This is a genomic window from Microcoleus sp. F10-B2, from assembly GCF_036704965.1.
Taxonomy (GTDB): domain Bacteria; phylum Cyanobacteriota; class Cyanobacteriia; order Cyanobacteriales; family Microcoleaceae; genus Microcoleus.
Map to the genome: position 1 here is coordinate 63404 of NZ_JAUBTB010000031.1, position 14971 is coordinate 78374.

Annotated in this window: 18 protein-coding genes; 7 read left to right on the forward strand and 11 right to left on the reverse strand. The window is 46.3% G+C overall.

The genetic code is table 11. From position 1 onward, the window contains the following. Positions 1–169: 169 nt before the first annotated feature. Together QUA99_RS14210 and QUA99_RS14215 are read right to left on the reverse strand one after the other, a co-directional pair. On the reverse strand, positions 170–364 hold the full coding sequence (locus QUA99_RS14210; protein WP_333237540.1) for a hypothetical protein: 195 nt from the start codon (positions 362–364) through the stop codon (positions 170–172). A gap of 39 nt (positions 365–403) precedes the next feature. Further along, positions 404–820 carry a hypothetical protein gene (locus QUA99_RS14215; protein ID WP_333237571.1) on the reverse strand — a complete coding sequence of 139 codons (417 nt, stop codon included), beginning with the start codon at positions 818–820 and terminating at the stop codon, positions 404–406. A gap of 255 nt (positions 821–1075) precedes the next feature. On the opposite strand from QUA99_RS14215, the gene QUA99_RS14220 reads away from it, so the two are divergent. Together QUA99_RS14220 and QUA99_RS14225 are read left to right on the forward strand one after the other, a co-directional pair. Beyond that, positions 1076–2845 carry a S8 family peptidase gene (locus tag QUA99_RS14220; RefSeq protein WP_333237543.1) on the forward strand — a complete coding sequence of 590 codons (1770 nt, stop codon included), beginning with the start codon at positions 1076–1078 and terminating at the stop codon, positions 2843–2845. Continuing rightward, a complete protein-coding gene (locus QUA99_RS14225) occupies positions 2842–3063 on the forward strand; it encodes a hypothetical protein (RefSeq protein ID WP_333035640.1) in 222 nt (73 codons plus the stop codon). The genes QUA99_RS14220 and QUA99_RS14225 overlap by 4 nt, the downstream gene beginning before the upstream one ends. A 960-nt stretch (positions 3064–4023) precedes the next feature. Here QUA99_RS14225 and QUA99_RS14230 read toward each other — a convergent pair. Both QUA99_RS14230 and QUA99_RS14235 read right to left on the reverse strand, forming a co-directional pair. Continuing rightward, on the reverse strand, positions 4024–4812 hold the full coding sequence (locus tag QUA99_RS14230) for an SDR family oxidoreductase (protein ID WP_333237548.1): 789 nt from the start codon (positions 4810–4812) through the stop codon (positions 4024–4026). Between the two features lie 431 nt (positions 4813–5243). Further along, on the reverse strand, positions 5244–6170 hold the full coding sequence (locus QUA99_RS14235) for a nuclear transport factor 2 family protein (protein ID WP_333237550.1): 927 nt from the start codon (positions 6168–6170) through the stop codon (positions 5244–5246). Between the two features lie 221 nt (positions 6171–6391). On the opposite strand from QUA99_RS14235, the gene murG reads away from it, so the two are divergent. Then, the gene (gene murG / locus QUA99_RS14240) at positions 6392–7456 is read left to right on the forward strand and encodes an undecaprenyldiphospho-muramoylpentapeptide beta-N-acetylglucosaminyltransferase (RefSeq protein WP_333237552.1); all 1065 of its coding nucleotides are present in this window, start codon (positions 6392–6394) and stop codon (positions 7454–7456) included. Between the two features lie 60 nt (positions 7457–7516). On the opposite strand, the gene ureG is transcribed toward murG, so the two are convergent. The 4 genes from ureG to QUA99_RS14260 form a co-directional block, all read right to left on the reverse strand. Next, positions 7517–8113, reverse strand: a complete 597-nt coding sequence (gene ureG / locus QUA99_RS14245) for an urease accessory protein UreG (protein ID WP_333237554.1) — start codon at positions 8111–8113, stop codon at positions 7517–7519. Between the two features lie 102 nt (positions 8114–8215). Then, a complete protein-coding gene (locus QUA99_RS14250) occupies positions 8216–8929 on the reverse strand; it encodes an urease accessory protein UreF (RefSeq protein ID WP_333237574.1) in 714 nt (237 codons plus the stop codon). Between the two features lie 130 nt (positions 8930–9059). Then, positions 9060–9497, reverse strand: a complete 438-nt coding sequence (ureE, locus tag QUA99_RS14255) for an urease accessory protein UreE (RefSeq protein WP_333237556.1) — start codon at positions 9495–9497, stop codon at positions 9060–9062. 428 nt (positions 9498–9925) lie between these two features. After that, complete coding sequence (locus QUA99_RS14260) at positions 9926–10417, reverse strand: DUF4168 domain-containing protein (protein ID WP_333237558.1); 492 nt, start codon at positions 10415–10417, stop codon at positions 9926–9928. A 648-nt stretch (positions 10418–11065) separates the two neighbouring features. Between QUA99_RS14260 and QUA99_RS14265 the strand changes: the two genes are divergently transcribed. The 3 genes from QUA99_RS14265 to QUA99_RS14275 are packed head-to-tail and all read left to right on the forward strand — an operon-like array spanning position 11066 to position 12503. Beyond that, complete coding sequence (locus tag QUA99_RS14265; protein WP_333237560.1) at positions 11066–11569, forward strand: hypothetical protein; 504 nt, start codon at positions 11066–11068, stop codon at positions 11567–11569. Continuing rightward, positions 11566–11991: a DoxX family protein gene (locus tag QUA99_RS14270; RefSeq protein ID WP_015177615.1), complete on the forward strand. Its 426-nt coding sequence runs from the start codon at positions 11566–11568 to the stop codon at positions 11989–11991. Before QUA99_RS14265 ends, QUA99_RS14270 begins: the two co-directional genes overlap by 4 nt. After that, entirely contained in the window at positions 11988–12503 is a 516-nt protein-coding gene (locus QUA99_RS14275; RefSeq protein WP_333237563.1) for a DUF4385 domain-containing protein, read from the forward strand. Before QUA99_RS14270 ends, QUA99_RS14275 begins: the two co-directional genes overlap by 4 nt. A gap of 102 nt (positions 12504–12605) precedes the next feature. On the opposite strand, the gene QUA99_RS14280 is transcribed toward QUA99_RS14275, so the two are convergent. The 3 genes from QUA99_RS14280 to QUA99_RS14290 form a co-directional block, all read right to left on the reverse strand. Further along, positions 12606–13073, reverse strand: a complete 468-nt coding sequence (locus QUA99_RS14280) for a regulatory protein RecX (protein WP_333237565.1) — start codon at positions 13071–13073, stop codon at positions 12606–12608. 90 nt (positions 13074–13163) lie between these two features. Beyond that, entirely contained in the window at positions 13164–13574 is a 411-nt protein-coding gene (locus QUA99_RS14285) for an AbrB family transcriptional regulator (RefSeq protein WP_172184952.1), read from the reverse strand. A gap of 92 nt (positions 13575–13666) precedes the next feature. Beyond that, positions 13667–14023 carry a hypothetical protein gene (locus QUA99_RS14290; protein WP_333237568.1) on the reverse strand — a complete coding sequence of 119 codons (357 nt, stop codon included), beginning with the start codon at positions 14021–14023 and terminating at the stop codon, positions 13667–13669. A 468-nt stretch (positions 14024–14491) separates the two neighbouring features. Between QUA99_RS14290 and QUA99_RS14295 the strand changes: the two genes are divergently transcribed. Then, the gene (locus QUA99_RS14295) at positions 14492–14680 is read left to right on the forward strand and encodes a hypothetical protein (RefSeq protein ID WP_333237569.1); all 189 of its coding nucleotides are present in this window, start codon (positions 14492–14494) and stop codon (positions 14678–14680) included. Positions 14681–14971 lie beyond the last annotated feature (291 nt).

Here is a 14971-nt window from a genome sequence, read left to right on the forward strand (position 1 = left end):
CGGATGAATCCGGGGGCTTGTATCCTGGATGCTTACGGTCAATAACTTTAACTGTAAGGTACGCACGGAACACTAGCGGGCTAGGCACGGGAACACTACTCCTACTACTTACTGCAATAACTCATGTCCTCCGGGCGATCCGTGGGTACTTTACCCTATAGATGGCGGTTCAAAGGATTTGGTGCGTAAGTTCTATTTCTACTACCAGTTTTACAGACTTTTGAAACTTCAAGTAGCCGAATTCATATCTGATACGCTGGGAGCATCTCATATTTGTAAAAACACTTCTTCTGGCTCCTTCCTTCTGACTCTTTCCTCCTGCCTCCTGCCTCAAAACTCCAATTTCTAGCTGGGCTGCTTTCATTGAGATGCTCCCGATACGCTGCCCCACCGGAGAGTGTTTTTACCTAAAGCGCTGCAATTCTTGCTGCAAGTGCTTTCCCCATTTAGTCGCTAGAGAAATTTCTGTAAAAGGAACCTGCACCGCAGCGGCATCTTTCAACAAAAATTCGAGGGCGATTGGACTTCCAGAATTCGGCGGCGACTCTAAATCAACTGCTTGAGAGTTGACTGACAACCGCAGCGACTGCACGTCTTTTAAAGAAAAAGTTTGCAAATTCACAGGCCCGCTGCGAGTAGGTTTTCCCCAAGTTAAACAGTCTTCTTTTTGACCGAGTACAGCATAAATATCGTACTTGGCTACTTCGAATTGTTCGGCCCAGACGCGATACGCTTCCAGCTTTTGATACTCGTTCCATCCAGCCCAAGCCAGAAAAATAAAAATTGCCAGCAGCGGCAGCCACATTAAACCTCTTTCCATGCAATACCCTTGTTGAAAATACTCGCTTGTTCTGTTTGTCATCTTCTCTCATGATACAATTAATTGAACTCCTAAAACTTGCTCTGCAATTTAAACTAGAAATTAGAGCAATTTTTGTTCGAGCAACAGCCACTGCCGAAAACAACCAAAAGCCCAGGTGGGAGATATCCACAAGTCGCAGCAAGGAAAACTGGCGCTGGCGGTGAAAATTGGGTTATTGTGGGGAACAAGCCTTCCCTAAACGGACGATCGGCCATGAAAAAGTTTTTCCTTCTGTGCTTATTTTTAATCGGGTTCGGCTGGGCGATTTCTAATTTCCCAGGACTTGCTACTCAAGGCACTTACGACTCGATTGTGCTGGATTTCCGCGAAGATTTGGGTGCTGCTGAGATTGCGAAAGAAGTAAATGCGATCGCCCAACAGTACCAAGTCGCACCGCAACTCAACAGCGAATTCTCAGCAGGCGACAATGTATATGTAGTTAAGGGCGATCGCACTTTGCTAAAGGCCCTGAGAAAATCAAATTTGGCTAAAGATACCGAATACATTGAACCGAACTACGTCTACAGCGCTTTCGAGATTCCCAACGACCCCATGTATACAAAGCAGTGGAATCTCCGCAGCATCAATGTAGAATCTGCCTGGAACGAAACCAAAGGCAGCGGCACAACAGTAGCGATAATTGACACGGGTATTACTCCAGTCGCTGACTTAAAAGAAACCAAATTTGTACCGGGCTACGACTTTGTAAACGATCGCGCCGAGGCCTACGATGACAACGGCCACGGTACTCACGTCGCAGGTACAGTCGCCCAATCAACTAACAACAATTACGGCGTCGCAGGCATCGCCTACGAAGCAGCTTTAATGCCGCTAAAAGTGTTAAGCGGCAGCGGTGGCGGCACGGTTTCCGACATCGCCGAAGCGATTAAATTTGCTGCTGACAACGGCGCAGATGTCATCAACATGAGTTTAGGCGGCGGTGGCGAAAGTCAGTTAATGGAAGAGGCGATAGACTACGCCCACTCTAAAGGCGTTGTCATCATCGCAGCCGCCGGCAACTCCGGCGAGAGTTCCGCTTCTTATCCCGCCCGTTATCCCCACGTCATCGGCGTTTCCGCCCTCGGCCCCGACGACGAAAAAGCCTCTTACTCCAATTTCGGCGCGGGAGTTGACATTTCAGCCCCCGGCGGTTCTGAAATGGGCAAGATCCTGCAAAGTACGATCGACCCGGAAACCGGCGCCGAAGTCTTTGAAGGCTACCAAGGCACTAGCATGGCTTCTCCCCACGTTGCAGCCGTTGCAGCCCTTGTCAAGGCTTCCGGCATCACAGAACCAGACGCAATTCGCAGCGTGCTCTTGCAGTCCTCGCGAACTGTCGCTGAAGATCCGTTAAACCATTTTGGTTCGGGACACCTCGACGCAGCAGCAGCAGTTCAGCTAGCCCAGCGCGGACAAATTAACTTCCGCGATTTCTTCCGCTGGCTGCGCGATAACGGCTATCTCAACCCCCGCTTTTGGATTGACGGCGGTGCAGTCGCCCTGTTGCCTAAAATTGCCATGGTGCTCGGTTCTTACCTGCTGGCTTTCTTTTTGCGGAATTATTTTCCGTTCCAGTGGACTTGGGGTTTTGCCGGCGGCCTGATGGCTGGTAGTTCTGGGTTCTTTTTCCTGCGGAACTTGTTTGTATTTGACTTGCCGCAGTGGCCGATGCGGGTGATGGGCAGTTCTATTCCCGAACTCGGCGGCGCAATTAATGGCAGCAGTATGCTGAATCCCTTTTTTGCTAGCGTTTTAATTCCTGGGATTTTGATTGCTTTACTGTTGGGACATCAACAGTGGAAGTGGATCGCGATCGCAATTTCGATCGGCTTTGCCAGCAGTTTAGCGGTGAATGCTTTTGTGTCTCCCGCAGTCTGGGGATTGGGCACAGGTTTGTTATCACAAACATTTTTGATTGTCAATGCTTTACTGTGTTTCGGACTGGCGCGTTTAGCAATTAAAACAGAGGTGCGATCGGCATGAGTATTACTGTCAAAGGTGTAATTGAACGCAAAGGATTGGGTCCCGGTACTTGGGCTTTGGTTGGCGAAGATGGGGAAACTTACGAACTTAAGGATGCTCCTTCTGACTTGAAAAAAGCTGGTTTGAAAGTCAGTGTTAAAGGTGAAGTGCGTAAGGATGTGATGACTTTTGCTATGATCGGCCCAGTGCTTGAGGTGCAATCTTTTGAGGCGATTTAGCCTAATTGGTTAATGCAGCTTTTGAGCAAAAAAAAACCCCGGCCAAAATTGGCTGGGGTTTATTAATCAGGGTGCATCTTTATTTACTTTCCAGCGGCTAGCACGAGGTTCGGGACAAATTTGATTTTTGACCGCAGATGCACGCAGATTAACGCGGATAATTCTTGATTTACAGCACTTTTCAGGTTAGTGAGGTACACAACAGAGGTAGGGACACGGCGCCGTGCCGTTTCCCTACGGCAATAGAAGAGCAATCTGGGTGTACTTCATAAACGTGGAATCTGCTGTATTGAAATTTTGCGGTTTTGGCTGCAATAGGAAAAAAAAACCCGGCCAAAATTGGTCGGGAGTTAATTAATCAGGGTGCATCTACTAATTTAGTCTCCGGTTCGAGGTGTACCTGTTCCGGAAAGTTTGGGAAAATTTGCGAAAATTCGTGGTTTGGGGCGCGATCGCCAAAAAAAAACCCCAAACCAGAATTGGCGGGGAGTTAATTAATCAGGGTGCATCTACCAATTAAGCTTCCTGAGAATTCCAGCGCCATCCGGACAACCTCAAACTTTATTCAGCATCACTCTGGATACCGCAAAAAAAACCCCAAACCAAAATTGGCGGGGAGTTAATTAATCAGGGTGCATCTACCAATTAAGCTTCCTGAGAATTCCAACGCCATCCGGACAACCTCAAACTTTATTCAGCATCACTCTGGATACCGCAAAAAAAAACCGGCCAAAATTGGTCGGGAGTTAATTAATCAGGGTGCATCTACTAATTTAATCTCCCGCCTCAAAACACCTCTTTCAGGACACTTTGACAGAATTTTGGAGAATTTGTGGCGAGGGCGGGCGATCGCCAAAAAAAACCCGGCCAAAATTGGTCGGGAGTTAATTAATCAGGGTGCATCTACTAATTAAGCTTGCTGAGAATTCGAGCGCAATCCGGACACTTACCACTAAAAACTCACAACTCTTTTCGGTGAACCAGAGTTGCACTAGCTTGGTCTGTCGGAACTAGCAAGACTTCGCTAATATTGACATGGGGCGATCGCGTCGCGCAAAAATACACGACATCAGCTACATCGTCAGCAGTCAGAGGTGTCAATCCTTGATAGACATTTTTTGCTTTTTCTGAATCGCCGTGAAACCGGACATTGCTAAATTCTGTTTCCACCAAACCAGGCTCTATTTCCGTCACCCGCACTGGTGTTCCCAAAAGGTCTTGTTTCAACCCTTCAGAAATAGCTCTCACTGCTGCTTTGGAAGCGCAATAAACATTGCCTTTCGGATAAGTTTGGCGGCCGGCTATTGAGCCGATATTCACTACGTGGCCGCGGCCTCGGCTTACCATTCCCGGCACGATCGAGCGAGTCATGTACAGCAAGCCTTTAACATTGGTATCAATCATTTCTTCCCAATCTTGAAAGCTGCCTTCGTGCAGTTTGTCTAAACCCCGGCTCAATCCCGCATTATTAATTAGAATATCAATGCTTTTCCAGGCATCGGGAAGTGCAGCTATCGCAGATTCGACTTGCGGGCGATCGCGCACGTCCAATTCTAGCAAATAAATCTCGTTCGCCGACGCGATCGATTTTGTTTCTACAAGTTCGTTTGCCAGTCGATCGAGCTTTTCAAGACGGCGGGCTGCTAAAATTAGTTTGGCTCCACCTTTGGCGAATATCTTGGCACAGGCCGATCCGATACCGCTACTCGCACCTGTAATCAAAACAATTTGATTTTGGATAGAAATCATACCATTTTAGATTTTAGATTTTAGATTTTAGATTTGAGAATTGCGAATGACTAATGAGATAAGGGTTTGGATATTTCATACAGTTGTATTACTTTTGGTAACTGGGATAATTTTAAGAAGAAATAAGTTCGGCAACGGATTTGCTTTCTTCGGATTTAACGGATGTTTGAGTCCGAGGTTCGAGCGAAGAAGTTAGTTTTGAGTTGGTATAAAATCAAGTTCGGTCAATTAACCGTAATTCTGGTATTGGCGAGTTTACGGGCTTCTGTCATTTGTCTTAAAGATTTTATTAAACCCGCCACTACTGAAATTACCCAAATAATACCATTTTTCCCGAAAAATCCAACTGTATGCCCGCGATTATAACGCTTAATTCATAAGTCATTCCCAATCGAAAATCGAAAATGGTATAACCCATAACACCTATTTTATTACTTGACAACCCGCAATCGCACACTAACTGTTGCAATTCCACCTTGTCGCATCAAAACTGCTGAAACCCACCGATTTTCTGGCGTAGCCGGAGCTTTACCTACCTTAAAAATTCCCCCGGAATTTAGCAACTCCAGCTCGACTTCTGAGGGATTAAAAAAGGTTTTTTCGGTAATGGGTTCCTCCAAAACTGTCCCTATTAAAATATCATCGCCGATCGGCTCTCGCACAATGGCATCAAAATGGTACTCTTGGCCAACCTTAACTTGCTCCGGCACATTCACTTGAATTGTGGGAGGATTTTGGCCAGAAGTAAGCTGAGTTTGTTCTGCTAAAATCTCTTGATTAACTATTTTTTCACCTTCAAAGCGCTGCTGGGAACGGATGGTAGCTTTGAGAGTTAATTCTCTGCCATCCTTTTTTTGAGTGCCGGCAATTGTAGTTATGGTTTCTGCGATAATCGCGCTACCTTCGGTTTTCCAAGATTTGATCTCGGTGCGGTAATTTAAACTGGGATATCGATCCCAGAGTTGGGTGAGGGCTTTTTCCATGCTTTGGCTGTTTAAGCCGTCAGAATGAGTGAAATTCGGGCTGTAAAATGCCATGACTGCTTTGACATCGCGCCGATTGGCCGCTGCGTCAATTTCTGTTAGCACTTTTGTGAGTGGGGCAGGCGCATTTGCAGGGGTTTGGGCGATCGTTCGGGGAGTCGCCGCGATCGCACCGATCGCTTTTGCTGCATTAGGATGGAGCACGCCAGCACTTACCACTGTTAAACATAACAAGATTTGAGCGATCGACTGCCCGCAGTTAAAGCCAAAAACGATCGCCCGTTGGCGCAGCCCTCGAAGAGGATCGGCTTTTTCGTCCCGACGGGTGGAAAAATACTGAGATACACTTGGTGCTAAATTCAAAAAATTACGCATTAGATGATAATTTGGTTATTTGTCAGGATTCCTGGCGCGGGCAACTGTTCGCCTGCAACGAAAACTGACAGCGGAAGGACGGACACGGCACAATCTAATTTTAGATTGCTGATTGATAATTGGCTGAAACTGTCGGAATAATAAGCATAATAATCTAAAACCTCAAATATAAAATTGATCGACCTGTGGAACTTGTACTTGTAAAAAAAGAAACAAATACCTTGACAAAAGCCCCCCTCCGGTTGTTGGTTGCAGCTAGCGGCACTGGTGGACATTTATTTCCCGCGATCGCCACCGCTAGTCAGTTGAACGACTGTCAGATCGAATGGCTGGGAGTCCCAGACCGCATGGAAACCCAGTTAGTTTCATCCCTTTACCCCCTCCACACGATCGCCGTTGAAGGCTTTCAGCAGCGATTTGGACTCGGTACAGTGCGAATTTTGGGCGGACTCGCCGGCTCGATCCTTCAGGTGCGGAAGTTGCTCAAAGCGGGAAATTTTCAGGGAGTTTTTACTACTGGCGGTTACATCGCAGCACCGGCAATTTTGGCGGCCCGTTCTTTGGGTTTGCCGGTGATTCTCCACGAATCTAATGCAATTCCCGGGAAGGTGACGCGCTGGTTTAGTCCTTTGTGTAGTGCTGTGGCGATCGGATTTGAAGCTGCTGCCCAGCATTTACCCCGCGCCAAAACGGTGGTTGCTGGTACGCCGGTGCGATCGCAATTCCTCACCCGCCAACCTCTAAATTTGCCAATTCCTGACAGTGTACCTGTAATTTTAGTCATGGGCGGCTCTCAAGGTGCTGTGGCAATCAACCAGTTAGTGCGGCAGTGTGCTCCGGCTTGGTTTGATGCCGGTGCTTGGGTGGTTCACCTCACAGGAAATAATGACCCGGATGCCGAGAGTTTGAAACACGAACAATATTTATCGATGCCATTTTACGACAATGTGGCGAGTTTGTTGCAGCGAGCAAATTTAGCCATTAGTCGATCGGGCGCGAGTGCTCTAACAGAATTAGCAGTGACGGCGGTACCTTCTATTTTAATTCCTTTTCCTCACGCCGCTGACGACCACCAAAGATTTAATGCGGAAGTATTTGCTAAAGCCGGCGCCGCCGTGGTATTCCGTCAAAGCGAACTGACAGCAGATGTGTTGCAAAGCAAAGTGTTGTATTTGTTAAGAGATTCCGACTATTTGGAAAAAATGTCTCAAGCAGCTTCTGAATTAGCAGTCAGAGACAGTACAGAACGTTTGGCTAATTTGGTCAAAGAATTGGTGGTGAGGTGATATTTTTTAGGGGTTTTAACCGCAGATGAAGGCAGATGAAGGCAGATGAAGGCTGAGGTTTTACGCGATATGGGAGTGGATGAATTTAACTACTGATTCTAATCCTTCTTTGGTCTTCAAGTTAGTAAAAACAAAAGGTTTATCGCCTCGCATTTTTTTAGCGTCTCGTTCCATCACGCCTAAATCTGCTCCTACATAAGGTGCGAGGTCTGTTTTATTAATTACTAATAAATCTGATTTAGTAATTCCTGGCCCGCCTTTGCGCGGAATTTTATCGCCCGCAGCGACATCGATCACGTAAATTGTTAAATCTACTAACTCCGGGCTAAACGTTGCCGCCAAGTTATCGCCGCCGCTTTCGACGAACACTAAATCTAAATCAGTGAATTTGTGCTCTAACTCTTCTATAGCTACTAAGTTAATAGAAGCATCTTCGCGGATGGCTGTGTGGGGACAGCCTCCCGTTTCTACGCCCAAAATTCGATCGCTCTCCAAAGCTTGACTCCGAACCAAAAACTGGGCATCTTCCTGAGTATAGATATCATTAGTAACAACCGCAATCTGGTATTGCTGTCGCAGCGCTTTGCACAAAGCATCTAGTAAAGCTGTTTTCCCGGAACCAACTGGCCCAGCAATTCCTACACGAAAAGCACCCATAGCGATTTTAGATTTTAGATTTTAGATTTTAGATTTTAGATTTTAGATTTTAGATTTTCTGATTTTGGATTTGGGATTGAGGGATTTGGGATTGAGGGATTTTTAACTGCGAAACAACCGAGTGTACTGAGTTTCGTGCGCCATGCTAGCCAGTCCTAATCCCCAACTGCAACTGCCAAGGTCATCATCTTCTAATTTTAAAACTTCTTGCGCCGTGCAGCTAATTTGAGACTGCAAATCTAACAGTAACTGTTGACCGGCTGTTTGACCGAGGGGAATCAGTTTTACGCCCGCACTCGCCAAATTGGCAGTCCAACTGTACAAATATCCTAACACGGCGGCTTCCTCTTCAATCTGCCAGTTGGCGGCGGCAATGCCAAAGCCGATCGCAAAATTGCACTGATTGCTGCCAGATTCCACGAATTCTTTTACAATTGTTGTTAACCCAGAAGCAACTGGCGATTCCCTGCGGGATAGCTTCGCTTCACGCAAATCCAGCAGCAACCTGACCAACGTCCGCCCCATTTGCCAACTTTGCAAGCGCAACTCTTCTGTTTCCTTAGCAGCAGTCGCCCAAGCATTCCAGTAATTCAAAGCCGTCACATCCCCTATCTGTGCCGCCCTCAAAGCCCTTACCACCACAGCGGCTTCTACTCGAACAGCCCCGAATTGCAGTGAATTTTCTAACCAATTCCTCAAAGTAATCTCGCTGTCGATCGCACCGGTTTCTACCAGACTTTCGATTCCCTCAGAATAACTATAAGCTCCCACAGGTGCAAAAGCTAGCTGCAACAAAGATAAAAGTTGATTGTTCACTGTGGACTGTTGACTGTGGACTGTTGACTGTTGACTTCTTGCTTCTTGAATTGCCGAAAGCAATTTAGTCATCAGCCCTCGGATTCATCGGTGGGAGTAAATCTAAAATCTAAAATCTAAAATCTAAAATCTAATGGCTGTGCCCGTAAGCACCCATTTCCGGCTGAAACGGCACAATTTCCTCTGTTACTTCCAAACCCATTTTTTCTAGCATTCCCTGCAACACAGAGTCGGGAGAAAGTCTTAAATAATTATCGGCAATTTCTAAAGCTACGTGGCGGTTTCCTAAATGATAAGCCGCCCGCATCAGTAGCAGCGGACTTGAGGCCCGCGCTGTCAGCACCGGTTCGGGTTTTGCACTTACCAGTACCAAACAGCTACCGTCTTCCGACTGCAATAAATCTCGATCGCGCAGTACCGTACCTCTGGGCAAATTCAGGTGCAGCCTCTCTCCCGTCTCCGTCTCGAATCGGTGGCGGCTGCGAGTGCGATCGTCCGCTGTCATCGGTAAAGTAAAGCTGACAACAGCATCGGGATTTGCAGGTAAATGTTTTGTGAATGTTAGCATTTTTATATTCTATTCCTCAGAGCAATTCACTTGACATTGAGTTTTTGAGGAATATATTTTTTAGAGCCCAAGAAATAAGGAAGACAAAAGTTCCAATCTTCAGCTCATGTTTCAGAAATTAAAAACGTCTTAATCCTGTTGTCGCTAGCTATTTCTCATTCCAATTTACAGCCAGTTGAAAAATATTCATCTCTCTGACCGCTCCCGTTCTGGCTTAAATACCAAATTAATGTTATTTTGTCAAGCACTCATCGCAGACGATCGCTTTTTTTTCAAAAAATTTTGCCTACCGTCTAGGAACTCGAACAATTTAAATCTCCAATATATTGTTGGGGGAGGTAGCGCTTAGGCATCCTGCCTGCCCTTAACAAGCTTTTATGGAGAAGTCTAATAGAACGGGAGAGGAAGAAAGACTCAAACCCTCAAGCTTATTGATTGCCCGCTTGTTGCAGCCGCAGCAGCTCGGCTTGAATTCGCTGTTTTACTGCCGGATCCGCTTGCTGGAGCAAAGTAAGCTGGTTGAAGCGACTAACTGTCAAACCATTGGTTTCGATAACTTTTTTAGCTTGTTGGCAGTAATTCACCGCGATGCCGCGAAAATTTCCAGACAGCCTGTTAATTCCCTGAGTTTCGTTGCACACTACTCTGGGAACCGAGCCTCCAGCCATTCTTTTAATTTCGTTATAAGCTTCCACCCGTCTGGGTTCTATTGCCAACACAGCGCGGGCGTAGCTAGTAATTTCCTCGTTGCTAATCTCTTGAGCTTGGGCTGTGGCTCCGAAAACGAGGTTTGGGGATTGTCCGTACAAACCGGGTGCCCATCCGCTAGCCAAAGCTGCTGCGGAAATGATTCCTGCCAACAGCGATTGGCGCAGCATCCGGTTGAGGCGAAATTTAGAGTTGTTAAGTGAGGTATTCATGGTCGTCGGTGATTGCTTGCGTGTAGATAAAAATGACACAGCGCTGGGAGGCTCAATCTTTTTGAATAATCTGGTGGCTAAAAAGTTCCTGCAGTTGGTGATAATCTTGAATTCCCGCAGGATGATTTGGCAGTTGCTACGGCGATCGATTTTTTAGCAAATTCTATAATTTGATCCATTGTAACATCTTTGGGCAGTTGACAAAACCCAAAATAGAGACGGTAATTTTAATTACAGAGAGTTCCCGAATTACCTCTGCAAATAATTCTCAAAGCGCAAATATTAAATAATTCTAAAAGTTATTGACAAATTACTCGCATTAATTAGTCTCATCAAGGTAAGGATCGTCAATTAAATAATTTCCCTTTTTTCTTGTGGGATGGGCTCTCGTAGCCCGTCTATCGGGGACGGGCGGGACGCCCATCCCACAACAGTCATGAAAAGTGGATTTTATTTAATTCTCATCCCTAAGCGCGAGCGAAGCTATCCCGAACGCGCGTCCCTTCGGTGAAGGGTAGGAAATCGCCGGGAACACCTCAATGAAAGCAGCCAAAGTAGAAATCTAAGTTTTGAGGCAGAACGGCCCGAGGCTTCGAGGCAGAAGGAAAGAGGCAGAAGGAAGGAGCCAGAAGAAGTGTTTTTACAAACATGAGATGCTCCCGAATTGCTTGCAAGGCAAGGTCAAATTTAGCAGCAATCGCACTCATCAATTTCCGCGATGATTTATTTAAAATTAAGCTGTGGTACATTTGTCGAGCGAGAAAATCCCCCGCTGGTTTGACCGCTGACGAAGCCAGAGCCGCAACCAAAAATCACGTTTTACTACCGGAAGATAGAGGCCGCAGCAGGGAACTAGACATTAAAATCTTGTTATCAAAATGCGCGCTAGCTGTTTTTGGCAGTCAACGCCCAGGCCTTCGATTCCAGTTCTCGCTTCCTCCAGTTTGGGGCTGTGAAAACTTGTCTGGGAGTTACCCAGAAAGCTGGTTTTTTTACGAAATAAAATCGTTACAGCCACCAGCAAGAGTTGACAAACCCGGAAAGCTGGAATTTTTGGGCCTCAGTTTTCTTGTCATCTCGATCGCAGATAGCGAATTTTGGCAAGCATTATCGCAGCAACTTAACAAATTATTAATTACCGATTGCCCATGAAAAGTCAAAAAGAAATTTGGCGAGTTATCCTCGCAGTAGCTATCAGTATTGTAGGCGTGCTGCACTTTGCAGTACCCGCACCTTTTATCAGAATTGTGCCGCCCCAGCTTCCTTACCCGGAAGCCTTGGTTTATATCAGCGGTTTTTTTGAGATTTTGGGCGGAATTGGGCTGTTAGTTCCTCCTGTCAGCAGGGCGGCGGCGTGGGGGTTAATTGCCTTGTTTATTGCCGTGTTTCCAGCTAATATCAATCAAGCCGTCAACAACATTCCCATAGAAGGGATTCCCCACAACCAATTACTGTATTGGTTCAGGCTGCCTTTTCAAGCTGTCTTGATTGCTTGGGCTTGGGTTTATACCCAACCAGACGAAGGTAAACCCCGGGCTTCTATAGTTCCAGATAGAACAGAAAATGCCCGATGAAGCAGTTCGACTACCATGCGGATTTTAAGAACATCGACTTTCGACAGCACCCGGAACTTTATCGGGTAGGGAAAGGAGAACAGGGAGTGCTGTTGGTGGAACCATATAAAGGAGAAATTCTGCCTTTCTGGAGATTTAAGACTCCTGAAATTGCCAGGGAGTCCAGCAGCAAAATTTACTCCTTGTTTTTAGACTATCTCGATGCCGATGATTTTGTGGGAGCCGACATGGCCCGCAAGTTCTTGCAGATGGGGTATACTCGATCGCGCCGTTACGCCAACCACAAAAGCGGTCGAAAATACCAGCAAAACCCTCAAAAGCTGAAGTCTGTTGCAGAACAAAGTGCCGCCCGAAAAGATATTTTGCCGCTACAAGCAGATCCGGTGAAAGCAGAATCCGCGGCCATTTTTCAAGAGAAATGGATGCTGGCCAAAATCAACGAGAAATATCTCCAGCTTTTAGCCAGACACCGGCAGATGTACGAATCTTATTTAGTCAAGTCTGAGGATTGACATACATTTACAAAAACTCAGAAATCACAATTTAGCCTCAGGCAGCAGTGCAGTTGTGCTTGACTATCTGGGGGCCGCATCGATCGAGGGTTGTTCTATAACTTACTCATCTTCTTCTTCCGCCTGCCACTGCCGCCACATTTCAAAGGCATTAAAGCCCCTGTATTGCAGATAATTCAAGACTTTGCCCTTGGTTTTCGGATCTGCTTTACCCAAAGTATCGATCTTGTATTTGCGCATGACTTTGGCTTTTAATTCGGCCAGTTTTTCTGCTTCGGAGTCCTGATTTTCGGCAATTTCTTCTTCCCAGACTTGCTCGAACAAATCGCTGGTAATTCCTTTTTGCAGGCACTTGCGCTTGATGGCCGACTTCCCGTATTTGCCTGCTGCAGAGGCGATCGAGTTTGCCACCAAGCGAGTGTCAGACTGATAGCCCCGGTCTTGAATTTGCGCGATCGCCTCCAATATTTCCTCATTGTCAAAACCTTTCTCTTGCCCCTTTTTGCGAAGTTCAGAGGCACTGTAGTCTTTGCGGGACAAGAGAAAATAGAAATAGTCAAGACAGCTCATCAGTTCAATCGAAGGGTGGCGCGCAAATACTCGTCTAGCGAATGCCAAATCCAGTCGCCTTGCCCGAGGCTGACTGCATCGCCATCGGCTTTATTCTTCTGTATCCTCCTCTTCATCATCCACATCTACATCCGGTCTGTCCACATCGATCTGAATCAAGCGAATGTGCTTGTATCCGAGCTTAATTTCAAACTCGTCTCCCGGCTTTAATCCCATTTCTTGGGTATAATTTGCCCCGATCACGATCGAGCCATTCTTGTGAACGCTAGCTCGATAACTCGCTTCTCGTCCGCGTCCGTCTGCTTTCGACTTCTCTAGCTCAATGCCCTTAGCAGCTAACACTGCATCGTAAAACTCAGCCAGATTAATCCGGGTTTCTCCACTTTTGCTGACTGTGAAGTAGCCGCAAAGCTTTGCAAGTTCTCTGCGCGGCAAATCACTGCCTTTGATTTTTTGAAGCAGACCTTTTCCTGTTAAGGGTGCTGTAGCTGTTTCTGCCATTGACCGTACCTCGCTTATTGGACTTTACTTATATCAATTACAACACATTAGATTAACTTTGTTTCACTGTCAATACTAATAATTCTCAATATTTAAGATTCTGGATAAATTTCTGCAGCCTGAAGACCGGGGGTGCAAGTAAGGATGCTCGAAGGGCGATCAATTTGCTCCTCGCGGCCCAAATGCTTGTGTAAGCCTCTCTTGCGATCGCGCGGGGAATTATTGTCGCAAATTAAATGCTTTACTTTTTTACAGTAAAGTCTGTTCCCTGCATTCACCAACCCCCGATCGAGTCTGCGGTCAAGGTAAAAACAAGACAGCCGTGAATCGAAATACCTAGAGCGCGGCCGCTGCAAATCTGCCGAAAGCATTTGCCGACCGGGGTTAACTTTTACCTCAACAAGGGGAGGCAGCACTTGTTCAAGGGTGTCCCTGCCAGCTACTTGCACGCACCAGTTTACAAAAAGAATCCAACTTTAGGCCCGTACTCCAAACCCTTATGGAATAAGTCATTCCCAATTCTTCAAGTCTTTAATCTAAAATCTAAAATCTAAAATGGTATAAACCCTGTTTTTCGGGCGCGAAATCCCCTTAAAACCCCAAATACCAACGAGCAATCTTCTATTAAGGTGTTCGGTATATAACTTGCACAGAAAGCAGTCTGGGGAAACCAATCCGGTAAAAATTGAAGGAAATTTCACCTGTTCGTTGAACGGGTTTTAGCTTAAAGCCGACTCAATGGGCGCGGCGGCAGAAATATCGCGCAGCCACCAGGAGGGGAATAGTTTCGAGCGGGTGAGATTGCTTCGGGACTCTTAACACTTCGCCGCGAATCAGTAAATTTCTAGGGGGAACTCGGGAAAATCTTCCTCCTCCGGCCCAAAGCCAGAGAATTTGAGGTTCTTTCCACAGGGGAATTGAAAAAGACTGAGTTAAATGCACAACTGCTTAAATGTTTGATGCACTACAAATTAGCAGCCGTTCCCGACATGGAGTTTCGGTGGAAATGTACTGGTTTCGACTCGTGGCCTGCAAACTGCCAGACTCTCAAAATTTATGCACCAACTGGAGGAGCGCGTCAAACTCACAGCCGCTTCCATAATTAATTATTGTGAAATATAGCCACCGCCTTGACGGTAAGGATGTTTTTAATTGTTACAACTCTTGCTTTTATTGTCTTGTGCCGAATGACGACGAATGCTCCGGCTGCCGAATGACTCGGCCCAAAAAGGGATACCGCCCCCCGACAACAGTCGTTGACAGATCCAAATTTTAGACCCTTGTTCAAGCTGCAAGATTCATCTGTGGAGTAAATATAAAGGCGTTGCTGAACTAGGGTATGATGAAGTGGTCGTCGGAGCGTCACAAATCACACACATTTAAAAGGAATATTATGC

Bases quoted from the DNA above. Each gene is read 5' to 3' on its own strand.
- QUA99_RS14210 (WP_333237540.1), bottom strand. From the start codon at position 364: ATGAAAGCAGCCCAGCTAGAAATTGGAGTTTTGAGGCAGGAGGCAGGA.
- QUA99_RS14215 (WP_333237571.1), bottom strand. From the start codon at position 820: ATGGAAAGAGGTTTAATGTGGCTGCCGCTGCTGGCAATTTTTATTTTT.
- QUA99_RS14220 (WP_333237543.1), top strand. From the start codon at position 1,076: ATGAAAAAGTTTTTCCTTCTGTGCTTATTTTTAATCGGGTTCGGCTGG.
- QUA99_RS14225 (WP_333035640.1), top strand. From the start codon at position 2,842: ATGAGTATTACTGTCAAAGGTGTAATTGAACGCAAAGGATTGGGTCCC.
- QUA99_RS14230 (WP_333237548.1), bottom strand. From the start codon at position 4,812: ATGATTTCTATCCAAAATCAAATTGTTTTGATTACAGGTGCGAGTAGC.
- QUA99_RS14235 (WP_333237550.1), bottom strand. From the start codon at position 6,170: ATGCGTAATTTTTTGAATTTAGCACCAAGTGTATCTCAGTATTTTTCC.
- ureG (WP_333237554.1), bottom strand. From the start codon at position 8,113: ATGGGTGCTTTTCGTGTAGGAATTGCTGGGCCAGTTGGTTCCGGGAAA.
- ureE (WP_333237556.1), bottom strand. From the start codon at position 9,497: ATGCTAACATTCACAAAACATTTACCTGCAAATCCCGATGCTGTTGTC.
- QUA99_RS14260 (WP_333237558.1), bottom strand. From the start codon at position 10,417: ATGAATACCTCACTTAACAACTCTAAATTTCGCCTCAACCGGATGCTG.
- QUA99_RS14265 (WP_333237560.1), top strand. From the start codon at position 11,066: ATGAGATGCTCCCGAATTGCTTGCAAGGCAAGGTCAAATTTAGCAGCA.
- QUA99_RS14270 (WP_015177615.1), top strand. From the start codon at position 11,566: ATGAAAAGTCAAAAAGAAATTTGGCGAGTTATCCTCGCAGTAGCTATC.
- QUA99_RS14275 (WP_333237563.1), top strand. From the start codon at position 11,988: ATGAAGCAGTTCGACTACCATGCGGATTTTAAGAACATCGACTTTCGA.
- QUA99_RS14280 (WP_333237565.1), bottom strand. From the start codon at position 13,073: ATGAGCTGTCTTGACTATTTCTATTTTCTCTTGTCCCGCAAAGACTAC.
- QUA99_RS14285 (WP_172184952.1), bottom strand. From the start codon at position 13,574: ATGGCAGAAACAGCTACAGCACCCTTAACAGGAAAAGGTCTGCTTCAA.